The following is a 16859-nucleotide window of genomic DNA, read 5'->3' on the forward strand; positions in this document are numbered from 1 at the left end:
TTGCTCAGGGAGCGCGCCTCTCGGGCGCCCGGTGCGCCCCGCTGCGCCTCAACTCGCGTACAGATAGTTCGGCAGCCACAGCGTCATGCCGGGCCAGAGATACATGATCACCATGCACAGGATCACGATCAGCATGTAGGGCATCATGCCGGCGAAGATCTGGTTCAGCGTAACGTGCTTCGGGGCGACGCCCTTGAGATAGAACGCCGACATCGCGACCGGCGGCGACAGGAACGCGGCCTGCAAGTTCACGAACACCAGCGTGCCCCAAAGGATCGGATCGATGTTGAAGTGCTTCAGCATCGGCAGGAAGATCGGCACGAAGATGATGATAATCTCGGTCCATTCTAGCGGCCAGCCCAGCACGAAAATGATCGCCTGCGACAAGATCATGAACTGTACAGGCGTCATGTTGAGCGACAGCACCCAGCTTTCCAGCAGCGCCTGACCGCCGAGAATGGCGAATACCGCCGAGAACAGCGCCGAGCCGACGAACAGCCAGCACACCATCGCGGTCGTCTTTGCGGTCAGGAACACTGCTTCCTTGGTGCGCTTCCAGTCGAGCGTCCGGGCGTGGATAGCGAGGATGAAGGCGCCGGCGGCGCCGACTCCGGCGGACTCGGTCGCAGTCGTGATGCCGAACAGGATCACCCCCAGCACCACGACGGTGAGGATGCCGAGCGGCATCACCGACGACGTCAAGAGCTTCAACACTTCGAAGCGCTCGCCGTCCATGCGCAAGTAGGAGCGCGCCGTCCACGCTGCCAGCACGGCGGCTGATAGCGCGAACCAGATGTAGAATTGGGTGTCCGGTCCCTTTTCGGCGGGTGACAGCTCCCTCGGCTCGACCGGGCTGCCGAGCTGCTGCAGGCCCTCGACGGCTTCGCTCGCGGCGCCGGCCTGCTGGTGGATCACGACGTACCACCAGACCGTGCCGAGCGCGGCTGCGGTCATCAGGAACGGCACCAGCGAAATGACGAAGTTCTGCACGATCGCGCCATAGCCCATCGGCTTGCCGTCGATCTGGAGCATCTTCGCCTTTGCGGGCGAGAGCAGCGCCTTGAACAGGCCGACGAACAGGTTCGGCGAATACAGCGTCGCGAAATTCCTGATCCATTCCGGCACCTTGACGCGGGTCTGTTCCTCCGGCAGCGCCGGGGCGATCTTCGGGTTGATCATCGCCCAGGCCACGATATAGACGAGGTAGAGGAAGGCCAGGAAGAAGCCGGGAAGCATCGCCGCCGCATAGAGCTTGACCACGGACTGGCCGGCGACCGCGGCATAGACGATGATCATCACCGAAGGCGGGATCAGGATGCCGAGCGTGCCGCCCGCGGTGATGACGCCGGAGGCGAGCTTCACGTCATAACCGGCGCGCAGCATCGGGTTGAAGGCGATCACGCCCATCAGCACCACCACCGCGCCGACGAGCCCGGAGGCGATGCCCCAGAACGTGCACACGATCAGGGTCGTGACCGCGAGCGAGGCGGGCAGGCGGCGGAAGGCGAGCTGGATCGAATAGAACATCTTGTCGACCAGCGCGCCGCGCTCCATCACGTAGCCCATCAGCACGAACAACGGGATGGAGATCAGCACGTCGTTGGTCATCGCGCCGTAGCTGCGCTGGACCATCAGCTCGAAGACCTTGTTGTGCGTCCAGTTCTGCGACGGGTCGTAGAAGGCGATGAAGCCGAAGAACATGCCAAGGCCCATCAGAGTGAAGGCCGTGGCGAAGCCCATCATGATGACGACGACGATGAGCGTCAGCATCAACAGGCCGAGTGCCGGATCGCTCATGTGTTCAGGTCCCCGCCCATGCCGCGCTGCCGCGCCATTTCATCGATGCGCTGCGCGCCCTCGATGGCGAGCTTGCGTGATTCCTCGTCCACGAATTCAGAGTGCGCGAGCTGCTCCTCGATGACGTCGGTCTCGGCGACGTCGGCAAGTCGGCTCGGCCATTCGCCGGTCTTCAGGCACACGATGCAGCGGATGATCTCGGCGATCCCCTGCAGCATGATCAGCGCGCCCGCGATCGGGATGACGGTCTTGAAATGGTAGACCGGCGGCCCCTCGGCCGTGACGTTGGAATGCTCGTTGATGGCCCAGGAATCCGCGGCGTAGAAGTAGCCGGCATAGATCAGCGCGGCGATGCCCGGGATGAAGAACACGAAGTAGAGAACGAGGTCGAGCGCGGCCTGCGTGCGCGGACGCATCGAGGAGTACAGGAAGTCACCGCGGACATGGGCGTTCTGCGCCAGCGTATAGGCGCCGGCCAGCATGAACAGCGACCCGTACATCATGTTCTCGGCGTCGAAGATCCACGCCGTCGGCATGTTCACGGCGTAGCGCTTGAACACTTCGATGCAGACCACGCTCATCAGCAGGATCATCAGCCAGGCTGTCGCCTTGCCGACCCAGGTGGAGATGCCGTCGATCGTGTGCAGTAAGCGCCGTACACTCATGTGATAAGGTTCGGCATTAAATATGACCCCCAATATAGCACAAGGCACCGTCCGGCGGGTGGTCCGGACGGCGCCTTGCCGGCTTTATTTCGTCATCAGATCTTCTTGGCCGCGGCGTTCGGCCCGAAATAATGATCGTAGGCCATGCGGCGGTTCACTACGGTATCCTGCTCCCACTGCGTGGCACGCTTGGCGAATTCGATCTGCGACTGCACGATCTCCTTGAACAACGGGTTCTCCGCCGCCTTCTTCTTCGCCACATCGTCATAGATCTCGAGTTGCCGCTTCAGGATGGCGTCGGGGGTCTTGTAGAACTTGACGTTGTCCTTGGTCTGCAGCTCGACATAGTCCTTGGAGTAGCGGTCGATCGCCTTCCACGACATGTCGGCCGAAGCCGCGTCCACCGCATTGGCGATGATCGCCTTCATCTTGTCCGGCAGCGCGTTGTACTTGTCCTTGTTGAACATGATCTCGAGCTGCTCGGCGTTCTGGTGGAAGCTCTGCAGCATGCAGACCTTCGAGACGTCGGGGAAGCCGAGCACGCGGTCGGAGGTAGCGTTGTTGAACTCGGCCGCGTCCAGGAGGCCGCGGTCCATGGCAGCTACGATTTCGCCGCCGGGCAGCGCGTTGACGGCTGCACCCATTCCCGAATACACGTCGATCGAGATGCCGACGGTGCGGAATTTCAGGCCCTTGACGTCCTCGACCTTTGCGACCGGCTTCTTGAACCAGCCGAAGGGCTGGGTCGGCATCGGACCGTAGGGGAACGAGACGACGTTGGCGTTGATCGACGCGTAGAGCTTTTCCAGGAGCTCCTTGCCGCCGCCATAGCGGTGCCAGGCCAGCAGCATGTTGGCGTCCATCGCAAAGCCCGGTCCCGAGCCCCAGAGCGCCAGCGCGGTCTGCTTGCCGTAGTGATAGACCAGCACGCCATGGCCGCCGTCGAGCACGCCCTTGGACACGGCATCGAGCAGGCCGAAGGCGGGCACGACAGCGCCTGCCGGCAGCACTTCGATCTTGAGATCGCCGCCGGTCATGTCGTTGACCTTCTTGGCGTAGTCGAGGGCGTATTCGTGGAAAATGTCCTTTGACGGCCAGGTGCTTTGCCAGCGCATGCTGATCGGCCCCTGGGCGCTGACGACGCTCGGCGCGGCGACCGTCGCGGCGGCCCCCGCAGCAGCGACCTTGAGAAAGCTGCGACGACTCGAAGTGCTGCCCTTCTTTGATTTGGTCATGGTTGCCTCCTCCCCTTTGGAAATAGCGATCCCTTGCGGATCGGCTGCTTTTTTATTGGAACAAGTCAAAGTCTTGCGCAGGGGTTTGGCAAGAATGTTCGGAACGATGCGACGCTACGACGCGGACTGCGGTGATGACGCGCCGCAGCGCTCGCTGCCGAGCGCGGCGAAGCCGAACTGCGGTGAACAGTGCGCTCAATGCACGCTCAAGAGCACTCCGCGCCCGCGGGGGGCTGCGGGCGATCCGACGAAGGTTCGGAATCGAGCCGGCCTTGCCTCAATGATGATGGGCCGACACGCTCTTGACGCATTGCGTCAACAGATCAGGGGTGGCGGATTGGCCGATATCACCGAGACTGATCATGCCGACCATCCGCTTGCTCTTGTTGATCACGGGTAGCCTGCGGATTTTCAGCGTCTCCATGTGATGCACGGCTTTCGCCAGATCATCGTCTTCCCGGCAGCAATGGATACCTTCGGTCATCACGTCCCGCGCCGTCATGCGCGCGGCGTTGAAGTCCCTGCTCGCAAGACCTTTGCAGACAATGTCGCGATCGGTCACCATCCCGACCAAATGGTCGCCTTCGCCGATCGGAATGCAGCCGATGTCGTGCCCTTGCATCAACTTCGCGATCTCGATGATCGGGGTGTCGGGGCTGACCCAATCGACGCCCTTGTGCATCACGTCTTTGACTTTCATGGAGGACCTCCGTTGCGAACGCAGCCCCCGCTGAATTGACTATACATCGAACCGAGCGCGGCCGCACGCACGCCGTGACGGTGCGTACCGGGATCATCTCGCCGCCATGTCGCGTCAGTCATGCATGCTGAAGCGTCCATGCGGTGCACTGGCCGTCAGGCGCTCGAACTGCGCATGGGTGAGCTGGAGCAGCGTCTCGTGATCGCCGGCTTCGATATAGACCTCGGGCTGGGCCCGGATGCTGTCATCGACGATGAGATCGAGCCCGTAGCACCGGCCGACCGCCGGAATGGCTCCGTGCGCGCAGTCCATGAACAGCTGGTTGATCTCGGTTTCGTTGGCCATGGCGAGATCCTCGCCAAGCCTCTCCTTCAAGTCCGGCAGGTTGAGATGGTGCGATGCCGGCACGACCGCGAGCATATAGCCGCCGTCGTGCCGCAGCACGACGGCCTTGGCGAGACGATCGCCCGAGACGTGGCAAGCCTGCGCCGTGCGCGTGGATGACATGGTGAGATCGTGCGGAATCTCGGCATACTGGATGTTCTCGGCAGCCAGATACCGATGCAGTGTGGGGGCGATGGACATGGCTTCGCCTTTCGGATGGATGCAACCATCCACCGTGAGGTTGCCCCCGCCGCACGATGGGCGGCTGCGTGATTGCCGGCCTTCAGCATAGGCCTTGCCCTCGCATGCCGCAACTGAGTTGGACGTTCGAAGCGCACGCTCACCTCATCCGTGATCCCAGGCGCGGAGGCCGCAACGCACGCGCCACGCCAGCGCTATCCATGCACGCCGCCGCTGCACGGACTTTTTTGCCAGGGACGGTTCGGTGTGATGGCAAGACGAGGCCAATCCCGCCTTCATGGAAAGCACTCGCCGTCGCCACGGCCATGAGCGGGAAAGCGGCTGGTTGGAATTATATAGATATTTCAATCGTATAGGAGTCCGCAGCTTTATTTTAAATGGAGCTCCATTCCTCTGATTTCGGACGTCCTGAAAGCCCGGCTGCTCTGCCGCGTCCGTTCGCTGTACGCGCCCGGCTGCCGCTGATATGCTCTTGGCCATAGGGACAGTGAATGGCAGCTGGCCACAGACTTTCCCGCGATGCCGGCCTTCTGATCGGACTCGATCCCGCTCGCGCTTTTTCGCATTGCCTCGACATAACGCTGAACAAAATCCTCTACGGCTGCCGCGTTCCCCGCTCACATTGGGAGATGTGCCATGGCTGCACCGGACTGGCGTCTCGAAGGCGAATGGATGAAGAATTGCAACTGCGCGTTTGGCTGCCCCTGCGATTTCAATGCTCCCCCCACCCACGGATACTGCAAGGGCATGGTCGGCATGCGGATCACCGCGGGACATTTTGAGGGCGTCAAGCTTGATGGCCTCTGTTTCGCCGTGGTCGTAGATTTCCCCGGCGCGCTGCATGAAGGCAACGGCAAGATGCAGCCCATCGTCGACGAGCGCGCCACACCGGAGCAACGGCAGGCGCTGTTCAACATTCTGTCGGGCAAGCATTCGGCCGAGGGCACGCTATTCCACATCTTCAGCCTGATCGTGACCACCATTCACGATCCGATTTTTGCGCCCTTCGAATTTTCCTTCGACAAGGACGGACGCGTCGCAAAACTCGTCGTCAGGGGCGTGCTCGAAACCGACGTCGAGCCGATCAAGAATCCGGTGACGGGTCAGCCGCACCGCATCCAGGTGGTGATGCCCGAGGGGTTCGAGCACAGGGCTGCCGAGGTCGCGTCCGCAAACATCCGCTCGACCGGTGCGATCCCGTTCGAGACCAAGGGCACGCACAGCTCGCTCGCCAATGTCGTGCAGACGCCCGAGGGCGTTGCGGCATGATGCGGCGCTGACATCGAGACAAGATCTCGGTGTCAGCTCCTCATCGCTAGGCTGGGCAAGTCCATGCAGGGGCGCTTGATGCTGGAACACCTGCTCCACCGCGACCGGCTGATCGTCGCGATCGGGACCGCCGCAGTGGTAGCACTCGCCTGGGCCTATCTCGCCAGCGGCGCCGGCATGGACACAGAGATGATGGCCGACATGCCGGACATGGCGCCGATGCCGTGGACGCCGCTCTATGCCGCGCTGCTGTTCGTGATGTGGTGGGTGATGATGATCGCGATGATGGCGCCGAGCGCGGCGCCGACCGTTCTTTTGTATGCGACCGTCAAGCGCAAGCAGGAGACTGCATCCCAGGCGGCAATCGATGCCTGGATCTTTCTCGCCGGCTATCTCGTGACATGGGCCGCGTTCAGTGTCGTTGCGGTCCTGGCGCAATGGGCGCTCGAATATTTCGGGTTGTTGTCGATGGCGATGGCCAGCACCAGCGCGGTTTTGGGCGGCATCATCCTGCTTGCCGCCGGCCTCTATCAGTTCACGCCGCTCAAACATGCCTGCCTGCGCTACTGCGAGAGCCCGCTGCTGTTTCTCAGCCGGCATTGGCGGCCCGGCACGCGCGGAGCATTCCGGATGGGACTTCGCCATGGCAGCTACTGCGTCGGCTGCTGCTGGTTTCTGATGGTGTTGCTGTTCGTCGGCGGCGTGATGAATCTGGCCTGGATCATCGGCATCGCGCTCTATGTCGTCGCCGAGAAGCTGCTGCCGTTCGGCCAACGATTGAGTCATGCGGCAGGCGCGGTCCTCATCCTGTCCGGCACGATCGTTCTTGCGCGAGCGATCTGAGCGGCCGGTAAAGACGACCAAAGGTATCGCCCTGCCAATACCGCGTGGTTGCTCAAAAACAGCCGACATCCGTGGTCATACGGATGTTGTAAGCTAAAGAATTGAGCATTATCCAAACAGAAACTTAAGGCTGTCCCGCCTAGCTTCGGGCTATGAACAGCACCCGCGCCACTTTCGGCCGCGGCGGTCTCAATCGAGGCGGAGACAGGCGATGCCATCACTGGCGGCGAGCGCAGTTCTGCCCTGGCGGCTGAGGCGAGGGCGCGTGTCGTGATTCCCGCAAGTTCCGTCCGCAAAGCCGGAAGAACGATCCTGCGGAATGCTCCGCTGCAGATCGCATTGTTCTTCCTGCCCCTGGTCTGGATCGGCTATTTCGCGATCACGTCATCGGAACGGACCGACGCGGTCGAGCAGGCGCGGTCGCACGGCAACAGCGTCGCCGAATTGTTCGAGGAGAACACCGAGCGCATCTTCGAGCGCGTGGACCAGTCGTTGCTGGTGGTGCGAGCGCTCTACGCCCAGGACCCGTTGACCTTCAGCCTGAAGTTCTGGTCCGAGAAGGCTCGCATCGCCACCGGCGACGTGGTCCAGTTCGCCCTGATCGGGGCGGATGGCTACATGACGGATACGACGACGGGCTATTCCGGTCCGCCGCTCTATCTCGGCGATCGCGAGCACTTCATTCAAACCATGTCGCAGGCCGACGATCGCCTCTATGTGGCGAAACCGGTTCTGGGCCGCGCGTCCAACAAATGGACCATACAGCTCGCAAGAAAGCTCTTCGATCTTGCCAGGAATCCCGTGGGCGTGGTCGTCGGCTCGATCAGCGTCGATGTCGTCGGTCGATTCTACGACACCGCAAAGCTCGGCGCAGGAGGAACGCTGGTCCTCAGAAATGCAAACCAGGTCGTGCTCGCCGCGCGGGGCATAAACCAGGACGCGGTGTTGGGGCTGCGTGCGCCGAATCGCGTCGAAGGCGAGCTTCGGGACGGCTTCTATGCCCAGTATTGGAACGAGAACCATCCCAACCGCGATGACCGGCTGGTGACCGCGCGCAGATCGCGGCTGTTTCCACTCATCTTCACCGTAGGTATCTCGGAGCGCGAGATCTATTCGCGCGCGGATACCAGGCAAAAGGTCTATCTCGGCGGCGCGCTGCTGCTCACGTTCATCATTCTGACTGCGACCATGTTCCACTGGCGACGCCGACAGGCGCTGGATCGCGCCCAGCGCGAGCTGCGCGAATTCGCCAGCAAGTTCGAAGACGCGCTCAGAAACCTTCCCCAGGGCTTGAGCATGTTCGACGGCAGCGACCGCCTGATCGCATTCAATCAACAATGGCTCGAACTCTATGGTCTCGTGCCGGAGGAGATTCGGATCGGCATGGACTTCCGCGAGGTGTTTGCAAAACAGACCGCCGTTCTCGACGTCGAGGCTTACCTGGTCGATCTGAAGAATCGGCTCGCCAAGTCGGAGCACACCTCGAACACCGTGCAGTTTCCGGATGGGCGGGTTGTCTATGTCTCCTACGGACGGCGCGAGGGCGGTGGCTGGGTCGCCACCCATGAGGACATCACCGAACGCAAGGCATCCGAGGACCGGATCGAAAGGCTCGCGCATTACGACAGTCTGACCGGATTGGCCAATCGCAATCTGTTCAAGGAGCGCATCGACGAGGCACTCGCGACGTCCGGTGCCTCGGGAGCTCCCTTCGCCGTACTCCTGCTGGATCTCGACAAGTTCAAGTCCGTCAACGACGTGCTTGGTCACCAATGTGGCGATGCCTTGCTGAAGCAGGTCGCGGGCCGGATCAAGGCGCAGATCCGTGACGCCGACACGGCGGCGCGGATCGGCGGCGACGAGTTTGCCGTGATCGTTGCGCCGGGCCGGGGCGCGATGCACGACGGCGCCGCCAGCCTCGCCGCGCGGCTGGTTCAGGCCATTGCCGAGCCCTATCAGATCGACGATCATCCCATCGTGATCGGCTGCAGCATCGGCATCGCCGTGGCTCCCGAGCATGGCAGCCGCGTCGATGAGATCCTTCGTAACGCCGACCTTGCACTCTACAAGTCGAAGAACGCCGGCCGGAACTGCTTCCATACCTACTCGGTGGAGCTCAAGGCCGAAGCGGATCAGCGCAACGTGCTCGAGATCGAGCTTCGTGAGGCGATCTGGCGCGAGGAAATCGAAGTGTTCTATCAGCCTGTGACCGAGCTCGGCACCGGCCGTGTGAAATCGGTCGAGGCTCTCGCGCGTTGGCATCACGGCACCAGGGGCTTCATTTCCCCCACCGAGTTCATTGCGGTTGCAGAGGCGGGTGGATTGATCGTTGAACTCGGCAATCAGGTGCTGACCAAGGCGTGCCGGGATGCGATGACCATGCCGGACGACGTCAAGGTCGCGATCAACCTGTCCGCCCTGCAGTTCGCCAGCACCAACCTCGTCGACACCGTGACGTTCGCACTGGCGCAGAGTGGACTTCCGCAAACCCGGCTCGAGCTCGAGATCACCGAGAGCGTTTTCCTCGCCGATACCCAGGAAAATCTCAAGACGCTCCAGCGCCTCAAGGCGCTCGGCGTCTCCATTGCGCTTGACGACTTCGGTGTCGGTTACTCGTCATTGTCCTATCTGACGGCTTTTCCGTTCGACAAGGTCAAGATCGACAAATCCTTCATCGACAGGATTGACCGGCGCGAGACCGTCGCCGTGCTGAAATCCATCGTACAGCTTGCCGAGACCCTGAAGCTCTCGATCGTCGCCGAGGGTGTCGAGACCTCCGAACAGCTCAGACAGCTCCATTCGCTCGGAATTCCGCTAGGACAAGGCTACTACTTCAGCAAGCCCGTGCCGCTCGCCGGCTTGTCGTGGCAAGCTCCCGCCACGCGGCGGAGGCGGCGGGCGGCGGCGTGAGGAGAAGGGCAGGACGCGGATCTTAAATTCGCGCGTGCTATCCTCCCCGTCGGGGATGGAATTGACCGTCCCGGCTTCGCTCCCTTGGCAAGCTCCTTCCCACAACCGTCTGCGCGTGGGGCCTATGTCCATTCGCAATTGTGAGACTTGAGCACGAGCCGCGTTCTCGCCTCCGTGCTATTGCTGCCCTCGCAATCTGCGCGAGGACAACCATGCTTCCCCTTCCTGCCGACATCTTCACCGAGCCCGAGGACGTCTCGCCCGACGGTCTTGCCAATCTCGGTCCGCTCCGCCGTCTCGCCGGCAGCTGGCAGGCGGACAAGGGCATCGACGTCAATCCGAAGGCGGAGGGGCCGGAGCGGCGCACCTTCATCGAGCGCATTCGCATGGATCCCATCGATCCGCAGGCCAACGGGCCGCAGCTGTTCTACGGGCTGCGCTACCACATCCACATCAACACGCCCGAGGAGGACATCACCTTCCACGACCAGGTCGGCTACTGGCTGTGGGAGCCCGCGACCGGGTTGATCATGCAGACGCTGGCGATCCCGCGCGGGCAGGTGCTGCTCGCCTCAGGCAAGGCCGGGCCGGACGGCAGCAAGATCTCCGTCACGGCAAAGCGCGGCGATACCGCTTACGGGATCTGCTCGACCGACTTCCTGGAGCAGGCCTTCCGCACCGATTCCTATCGCTGCGACATCAGCTTCAACGACGACGGCAGCTGGACCTATCTGATCCAGACCGAGTTGTTCGTGCGCGGCGCGCCGTTCAATCACCACGACACCAACACGCTCAAGCTCATCGCGCCGCCAAAGCTCAATCCGCTTGCGGTGATCGTGAACGATCGCGCCAAGGGCGGCGGATCGGCGGCCTGAGACCGGAGAATCACATGAAGCCTTATGTCATCTGCCTGATGCACGCCAGCCTGGATGGCCGCACGCATCCCAGCCGCTGGCGCCCGAAGGGCGCGGGCACGGACTGGTTCGAGAAAATCCATGACGAGCTCGGCGGCGATGCCTGGGTAATCGGCCGCGTCACCGGCTCGGAATTCGCCAAGGGCAAGTCGTACCCGACCGGGACGAGCGAGAAATTTCCGCGCGAGAACCGGTTCGCACGACGCGATGCAAAAATCTACGGTGTCGTGCTCGACGCGCAGGGCAAGATCGGCTGGGGCCGCTCCGATATCGGCGGCGATCCAATTGTCGTCGTGCTGACCGAGAGCGTGCCGGATTCGCATCTCGCAGGGCTGCGCGGCGAAGGCGTGTCCTACATCTTCGCCGGCAAGTCCGAGATCGATCTGGCGCTGACGCTGGACATTCTCAGCCGTGAGCTCGGCGTGAAGCGTCTGCTGGTTGAGGGCGGCGGCGTTGCCAATGGCGCGTTCCTGCGCGCCGGCCTCATCGACGAATTCAACCTGATCCTCAGCCCCGCAGTGGATGGCGCGAGCGGCGCACCGTTCGTATTCGATTCGACGGCAGCGGACAGCGACAAGCGCGCGCCGATCACGGCGATGACGCTGGAGAGCACGCGGGAGCTCGGCGGCGGCGTCCTGCTGCTGCGCTATCTGATCAAGAACGATCCGCAGGCCGCGGTAAAGTAGCGCGCCGGCATGTCGGGACCATCGGAGCACATCGTCATCGTCGGTGCCGGCGCCGCCGGCCTGATGGCGGCGCGGGAGCTGGCGCGTGCGGATAGACGCGTGACCATCCTGGAGGCGCGCGAGCGCTGCGGCGGGCGCATCCATCCGCTGCCGGCGGCGCAGTTCGGCTACCCCGCCGATGGCGGCGCCGAGTTCGTCCATGGTGAGGCGCCGGTCACGCGGGCTTTGCTGCGCGAGGCCGGTCTGTCGCTTCAGGCGATCGGAGGCACGCAATGGAGCTTTGACGGCGCAATCCTCTCGCGCGAGGACCGCCACGATCCGCACGAGGCGAAGCTGCAAGCTGCGCTGCGGGACTTGAAGGACGATCTCGCCGTCGCCGACTTCCTGCGCCGTCATTTTGCCGGAGCGGACTATGCGCGGCTGCGCCATTCCATCGAGCGAATGGTCGAGGGCTATGATGCGGCGGACCCCGCGCGCGCCTCGACGCTGGCGCTGCGTGAGGAGTGGATGGATGGCGGCCACTCTCCGCAGGCGCGCATCAATGGTGGCTATGGCGTGCTGATCGATTGTCTAGCGGCCGAGTGCCGCGCCCGCGGCGTTGCGATCCGGCTCGGTTGCGCCGTATCGGTGATCGAGGAGGAGGGCGGCGCCGTGGTGGTTCGCTGCGCCAGCGGCGATGGACTTACCTGCGACCGGGCGATCCTCACCGTGCCGCTGCCGCTGCTGCGCAAGATCGCGCTGCCAGCACACGTCGGCGCGAGGCTTGCTGCCGCCGACGACATCGGCTTCGGCAACGTCATCAAGATCCTGCTCCGCTTCGCGCGGCCCTGGTGGCGCGACCGACAGGACGACCTCGCCGACATGATCTTCCTGCTGTCGAACGAAGTGATTCCGGTGTGGTGGACGCGATATCCGGACCAGCATCCGCTGCTCACCGGCTGGTTCGGCGGCCCGCGGACAGCGGAGCTGTCGCATCTCGAGCCGCAAGGACTGATCGAGGCCGGGCTCGATTCGCTCGCCGCCATCTTCAAGCGGTCGCGCGATGATATCGCGCGCGATCTCGTGGCGGCGGCTGCAACCAATTGGGCGCACGACCCCTTCGCCCGCGGGGCCTATTCCTGGGCGACGCCGCGGACGCGCGAGGCGCAAGCGATTCTCGCCCGCGCCGATGGCTTGGTGCTGTTGTCCGGCGAAGCGCTCTATCGCGGCCGCGATATGGGCACGGTCGAAGCGGCACTGGCTAGCGGCCTGGAGACGGCGAGGACGATCTTGCGGAGCTAAGAAGAAGGCCCGCATCTCTGCGGGCCTTTTGTCTCACCAGCGACCGCCGCCGAAGCTGAATGTCACGCCGGGACCGCCGCCGTAATATCCGTAGGGGCTACCACCATAATAGCTGTGCCGGGGGTAATAGCCGTAGCTTCTATAGTAGGGCCGATAGTAGCCGTGATGCCGCCAATGATGGTGACCATGCCAGCGGTGGTACCTGCGGTGCGCGCTAATGTCGGTGGACTGGCTTTCGTGCGCGGTCTGCCCCGCGCTTGAACCACCGGCCGCGTTCGCCGCCGATCCGCCGGCAAGTGCCGCAGCACTAACGGCCATCGCGACAATGAGATACTTCATGTCATCACTCCAGTTAAACGTCGTGTGACAACAGATGAGCATCCGGCGCGTTCCGGCCAGCGCAGGCGTCGAAACGACGCAGCATGCGACGTCCGGTTCGCGCGAATGATCGCATGTCGTGAGATTTATCGCCGCAGCACCGACGTCGATCGCGATGCTGCCATCACCTCGCCTCGATTGACGCATTGGCGACATCTTTGATGACGATGCGCGGGCGGCAAGGCTGCCGCTACTTGAACGGATCCTGGATCGACGGCGCTGACTGCCGGATGCGGCGCACGCTGACCGGCGTGCCGTCGGAGACGAACAGGAGCTCGTATTTGCGGCCTTCGCTGTCGGTGGCGGAGCAGGTGACGTCGTTCACCTTCCTGGCGGCGAAATTGCCGGTCTGGCGGCAGACCCCGGTGGAGGTCTGCTCGGCCGGCACCGGCAGGCCATCGACCTTCGGACGGTCCTTGGAGTTGAGCAGCATGCGATCGATCGGCAACTCGTAGGAATTGTCGTCGGCGCGCTTGCCGTTCTCGCCGGAGAACGACACCACGTGATTTGCGTCGGCGGGATCGTCGACCGCGACCGCGAAATTGACCCGGCCCTTGTCGCCATGGGCGTAGGCCACCGTCTTGCAGGCATAGGTGCGCCCGGCGACCTTGAGCGTCTTGCACTTGCCCGACATCAGCGCCAGCAGGTCGATAAAGGAATTCTGCTGCACCAGCGGATTGTTGACCGGGACGGGGGCGGAAGTCTCAGCAAAACAAGGGCTTGCCAGGGCAATGAGAGCGGCACCGAGGGCAGGTCGGCGGAGGCGCATCGGAAGGCTCACATGCCAGGGAACCACGGAGAAGTTCCGTCCGATAACCATCGAACCGCAAATTGGTTGCGATCCCGTTTGTCTTGCCGAACCCGACCGGAATACCACCGCGCCACCCCAACGGCGATTCGCGAGATCGCCCCAAATCCATCCAGTGGCACTTGCCGTCAGGCCGGTGTTTTTTTCGTGGCAGCGCTAGCCCATCGCCGCCTGCCAGGCCCTGTCGCGCAGGGACGGGCGGCGGTGCAGGCGAGCCTCGAGCAGGGCGCGGGCACGCGGCAGCTCTCCGCTGCGCATGAGCGCGACAATATAGGTGTCCTCGATCAATTCGCGCTGGGCGTGACTGCCGCCGATGCGCACGACATCGGCGAGAACCGGCGCGAGCGTTTGCACGCAGGCCGCGTAATTCTCATCTGCAAAGGCCAGAAGCGCGCGGCAGATCGCGGGCACCACCGGGCCGGCCGGCAGCTTGCCGTCCGCGAGCCGCTGCTCGATCACCGCAAGGCGCGCGGCAAGCGCCTCGTGGTTCTGCGTTGCGGCGGCGAACAGCGCCATGTGGACGTCGGCGAACGGCAGGCCGGATTTCGGGAATAGTTTTTGCGCGGCCGCGTCGGCATCGCGCCAGAGCGCCTCGGGCACGGCATGGCCGTAGGCCGACAGGCGCCATAGCAGCGAGGCGCCGTCGGTGACGGCGTTGAGCGGAGGCGCCTGCGCGACTGACGGCTGAAGCACGTCGGCATAGATCGACAGCGCCCGCGCTGCATCGCCGTGCTCGAGCGCGCCGAGGGCCTGGTGCCAGCGGATGTGGCCGTGCAAAATTCCGGCGCGGTCGTAAGCGGGGATCCAGTCGTCGACGAGACGATCGGCGTCGTCGATCGAGCCGTCCTCGAACATCGCATGCAGCACGGCATGCGCGGCATGGGCATTGGCGCGGCGCAGATTGAATCCGCGCTCGGTGACGCTGCGGCCATGGGCGACATCGCCGTTCTCCGTCATCGCCCAGCCATACATGGTGAGGAACCACCAATCCTCGCCATAGTGCTGCGCGACGCTCTCGCAGAGCTCATGCCGGGCGCGGTCGTGATCGGCCATGCCAGAGAATGCGAACAGACCGAACGCGCCGAGCGGCAGCGACAGCACCAATGCATCGCGCGGCCATGTCTCGATGTGCTTGCGCATCGCTGCGATCGCCTCGGGCAGCCGGCCCTCGATCGCCAGCGCCAGCGTCTCGACATGGGAGCGCTCGCGCTCCGTGCCGCGCTTCGCAACGCGTTCGCGCGCGACCGCCGCCTTGCTGCGCGCGAGATCGCCCTGCTGATAGAAGGCATGCACACGAGCGCGGGCGATATGGGCCAGCGCAAAATCCGGGTCGGCCGCAATCGCGCGCTCCAGCGCCTCCGCCGTGCCGGTCCACCCCGCGAGCATGAGGTCGACGCCCTCGCGATAAGCGGATGCTGCCGCATCGGATGTGGTGGAGAGCGGCAGGCCGTAGCGGTCTTCAAGCGCCATGGTCGTCTCCGGAGTTCAAGCCGTCCGCGCGCGGCGTCCTTCGATCGGATAGGCCGGATCGTTGTATCCGGGCGTCGAGGGATGGCCCGGCACGACCAGCCGGTCGATCAGCGCCTCGTCCTCCGTGGTGAAGCGATAGTCGAGTGCGCGGATATAGTCGTCCCATTGCTGGTCGGTGCGGGGGCCGGCGATGATGGAGGTCACGAAAGCGGAGTTCAGCACCCAGGCGACCGCGAACTGGCCGGCGGTGATGCCTTTCTTCTCGGCATGGGCTTTGATCTCCTGCGCGAGCTGGAGTGATTCCGGCCGCCATTCGGTCTGCATCATACGGGTGTCGTTGCGGCCCGCGCGCGTCTCCTCGTCCGGCGCCGCGTCGGGCTGGTACTTGCCGGTGAGAACGCCGCGCGCGAGCGGGCTGTAGGGCACGATGCCGAGGCCGTAATAGGCGCAAGCCGGAAAATGCTCGACCTCCGGCATGCGGTTCATGGCGTTGTAATAGGGCTGGCTCACCGCGGGCCGGTCGATGCCAAGCCGGTCGCAGATGTTGCAGATCTCGGCGACGCGCCAGGCGCGGTAGTTCGAGACGCCGAAATAGCGCACCTTGCCCGCGCGGATCAGGTCGCCCATCGCGCGTACCGTCTCCTCCAGCGGCGTCGCATGATCTTCCTTGTGCAGGTAGTAGATGTCGATGTGATCGGTGCCGAGCCGCGTCAAGCTCTCGTCGGCGGCCTGCAGCACCCAGCGCCGCGACAGGCCGCCGCGATTGGGATCGTCGCCCATTTCGTTGTTCATGGGGTTAGCGAGCTTCGTGGCGAGCACCCAGGCGTGACGATTGCCGGCGATGGCGCGGCCAACGACCTCTTCGGACGCGCCCTTCGAATAGGCGTCCGCCGTGTCGATGAAGTTGATCCCGGCGTCGAACGCTTTCGCGATGATCTGCTTGGACGCGGCTTCATCCGTCGGCCCGCCGAACATCATGGTGCCGAGACAAATCGGCGACACTTTCAGGCCGCTGCGGCCGAGCTGGCGGTATTGCATGGGCTGCTTCCTCAACGCTTGCGTTGGTGCCAGCATAGCCAGCTACGTCAGTCATTGCGAGCGCAGCGAAGCAATCCAGAACAGCGTCCGCGGAAACATGCTGGATTGCTTCGCTGCGCTCGCAATGACGGTGTGGGGTACGCTCATGCCTCACAATCGGTGTCATCGCCCGACTTGATCGGGCGATCCAGTACGCCGAGACGCCTGCAATTGATCGAGACGCCGCGGCGTACTGGATTCCCCCGCCTTCGCGGGGAATGACAGCGGTGGGTGTGGTGCG

General features: G+C 63.7%; 15 protein-coding genes. 6 read left to right on the top strand and 9 right to left on the bottom strand.

Annotated features, from left to right (window positions below):
• Positions 1-48 precede the first annotated feature (48 nt).
• From LRP30_RS03420 to LRP30_RS03440, 5 genes are all read right to left on the bottom strand, one after another.
• Positions 49-1797, bottom strand: coding sequence for a TRAP transporter large permease subunit (locus LRP30_RS03420; protein ID WP_128947202.1), 1749 nt, complete (start codon positions 1795-1797; stop codon positions 49-51).
• Entirely contained in the window at positions 1794-2462 is a 669-nt protein-coding gene (locus tag LRP30_RS03425) for a TRAP transporter small permease subunit (protein ID WP_128931129.1), read from the bottom strand. The genes LRP30_RS03420 and LRP30_RS03425 overlap by 4 nt, the downstream gene beginning before the upstream one ends.
• Before the next feature lie 95 nt (positions 2463-2557).
• Entirely contained in the window at positions 2558-3697 is a 1140-nt protein-coding gene (locus tag LRP30_RS03430; protein WP_128931130.1) for a TRAP transporter substrate-binding protein, read from the bottom strand.
• Between the two features lie 277 nt (positions 3698-3974).
• Positions 3975-4397, bottom strand: coding sequence for a CBS domain-containing protein (locus LRP30_RS03435; RefSeq protein WP_128931131.1), 423 nt, complete (start codon positions 4395-4397; stop codon positions 3975-3977).
• Positions 4398-4511: 114 nt separating this feature from the next.
• On the bottom strand, positions 4512-4982 hold the full coding sequence (locus LRP30_RS03440; protein ID WP_128947201.1) for a YbaK/EbsC family protein: 471 nt from the start codon (positions 4980-4982) through the stop codon (positions 4512-4514).
• Positions 4983-5618: 636 nt separating this feature from the next.
• Between LRP30_RS03440 and LRP30_RS03445 the strand changes: the two genes are divergently transcribed.
• The 6 genes from LRP30_RS03445 to LRP30_RS03480 all read left to right on the top strand — a co-directional run bounded on the left by LRP30_RS03445 (position 5619) and on the right by LRP30_RS03480 (position 12885).
• Positions 5619-6251 (top strand): DUF1326 domain-containing protein, encoded by a 633-nt coding sequence (locus LRP30_RS03445; protein ID WP_249759369.1) that lies wholly within the window; start codon positions 5619-5621, stop codon positions 6249-6251.
• Between the two features lie 78 nt (positions 6252-6329).
• Positions 6330-7094 carry a DUF2182 domain-containing protein gene (locus LRP30_RS03450; RefSeq protein WP_249759370.1) on the top strand — a complete coding sequence of 255 codons (765 nt, stop codon included), beginning with the start codon at positions 6330-6332 and terminating at the stop codon, positions 7092-7094.
• Positions 7095-7433: 339 nt separating this feature from the next.
• Positions 7434-10004, top strand: coding sequence for an EAL domain-containing protein (locus LRP30_RS45175; RefSeq protein ID WP_276017367.1), 2571 nt, complete (start codon positions 7434-7436; stop codon positions 10002-10004).
• Positions 10005-10216: 212 nt separating this feature from the next.
• A complete protein-coding gene (locus LRP30_RS03470) occupies positions 10217-10879 on the top strand; it encodes a heme-binding beta-barrel domain-containing protein (protein WP_249759371.1) in 663 nt (220 codons plus the stop codon).
• Positions 10880-10893: 14 nt separating this feature from the next.
• Positions 10894-11604: a dihydrofolate reductase family protein gene (locus tag LRP30_RS03475; RefSeq protein ID WP_249759372.1), complete on the top strand. Its 711-nt coding sequence runs from the start codon at positions 10894-10896 to the stop codon at positions 11602-11604.
• Between the two features lie 9 nt (positions 11605-11613).
• Entirely contained in the window at positions 11614-12885 is a 1272-nt protein-coding gene (locus tag LRP30_RS03480; RefSeq protein WP_249759373.1) for an NAD(P)/FAD-dependent oxidoreductase, read from the top strand.
• A 33-nt stretch (positions 12886-12918) separates the two neighbouring features.
• Here LRP30_RS03480 and LRP30_RS03485 read toward each other — a convergent pair whose 3' ends face one another.
• From LRP30_RS03485 to LRP30_RS03500, 4 genes are all read right to left on the bottom strand, one after another.
• A complete protein-coding gene (locus tag LRP30_RS03485) occupies positions 12919-13224 on the bottom strand; it encodes a hypothetical protein (RefSeq protein WP_164935144.1) in 306 nt (101 codons plus the stop codon).
• Between the two features lie 229 nt (positions 13225-13453).
• Entirely contained in the window at positions 13454-14032 is a 579-nt protein-coding gene (locus LRP30_RS03490) for a hypothetical protein (protein ID WP_249759374.1), read from the bottom strand.
• A 195-nt stretch (positions 14033-14227) separates the two neighbouring features.
• Positions 14228-15541, bottom strand: coding sequence for a tetratricopeptide repeat protein (locus tag LRP30_RS03495; protein WP_249759375.1), 1314 nt, complete (start codon positions 15539-15541; stop codon positions 14228-14230).
• Between the two features lie 15 nt (positions 15542-15556).
• Entirely contained in the window at positions 15557-16579 is a 1023-nt protein-coding gene (locus LRP30_RS03500; protein WP_249759376.1) for an aldo/keto reductase, read from the bottom strand.
• Between the last annotated feature and the right edge of the window lie 280 nt (positions 16580-16859).

It is taken from the genome of Bradyrhizobium sp. C-145 (assembly GCF_023375135.1).
GTDB classification, from domain to species: Bacteria; Pseudomonadota; Alphaproteobacteria; order Rhizobiales; family Xanthobacteraceae; genus Bradyrhizobium; species Bradyrhizobium zhanjiangense.

Coding starts and splice junctions, on each gene's coding strand:
- LRP30_RS03430 (WP_128931130.1), bottom strand. CDS start 3,697: ATGACCAAATCAAAGAAGGGCAGCACTTCGAGTCGTCGCAGCTTTCTC.
- LRP30_RS03490 (WP_249759374.1), bottom strand. CDS start 14,032: ATGCGCCTCCGCCGACCTGCCCTCGGTGCCGCTCTCATTGCCCTGGCA.
- LRP30_RS03470 (WP_249759371.1), top strand. CDS start 10,217: ATGCTTCCCCTTCCTGCCGACATCTTCACCGAGCCCGAGGACGTCTCG.
- LRP30_RS03485 (WP_164935144.1), bottom strand. CDS start 13,224: ATGAAGTATCTCATTGTCGCGATGGCCGTTAGTGCTGCGGCACTTGCC.
- LRP30_RS03480 (WP_249759373.1), top strand. CDS start 11,614: ATGTCGGGACCATCGGAGCACATCGTCATCGTCGGTGCCGGCGCCGCC.
- LRP30_RS03450 (WP_249759370.1), top strand. CDS start 6,330: ATGCTGGAACACCTGCTCCACCGCGACCGGCTGATCGTCGCGATCGGG.
- LRP30_RS03475 (WP_249759372.1), top strand. CDS start 10,894: ATGAAGCCTTATGTCATCTGCCTGATGCACGCCAGCCTGGATGGCCGC.
- LRP30_RS03420 (WP_128947202.1), bottom strand. CDS start 1,797: ATGAGCGATCCGGCACTCGGCCTGTTGATGCTGACGCTCATCGTCGTC.
- LRP30_RS03495 (WP_249759375.1), bottom strand. CDS start 15,541: ATGGCGCTTGAAGACCGCTACGGCCTGCCGCTCTCCACCACATCCGAT.
- LRP30_RS03440 (WP_128947201.1), bottom strand. CDS start 4,982: ATGTCCATCGCCCCCACACTGCATCGGTATCTGGCTGCCGAGAACATC.
- LRP30_RS03500 (WP_249759376.1), bottom strand. CDS start 16,579: ATGCAATACCGCCAGCTCGGCCGCAGCGGCCTGAAAGTGTCGCCGATT.
- LRP30_RS03425 (WP_128931129.1), bottom strand. CDS start 2,462: ATGAGTGTACGGCGCTTACTGCACACGATCGACGGCATCTCCACCTGG.
- LRP30_RS03435 (WP_128931131.1), bottom strand. CDS start 4,397: ATGAAAGTCAAAGACGTGATGCACAAGGGCGTCGATTGGGTCAGCCCC.
- LRP30_RS03445 (WP_249759369.1), top strand. CDS start 5,619: ATGGCTGCACCGGACTGGCGTCTCGAAGGCGAATGGATGAAGAATTGC.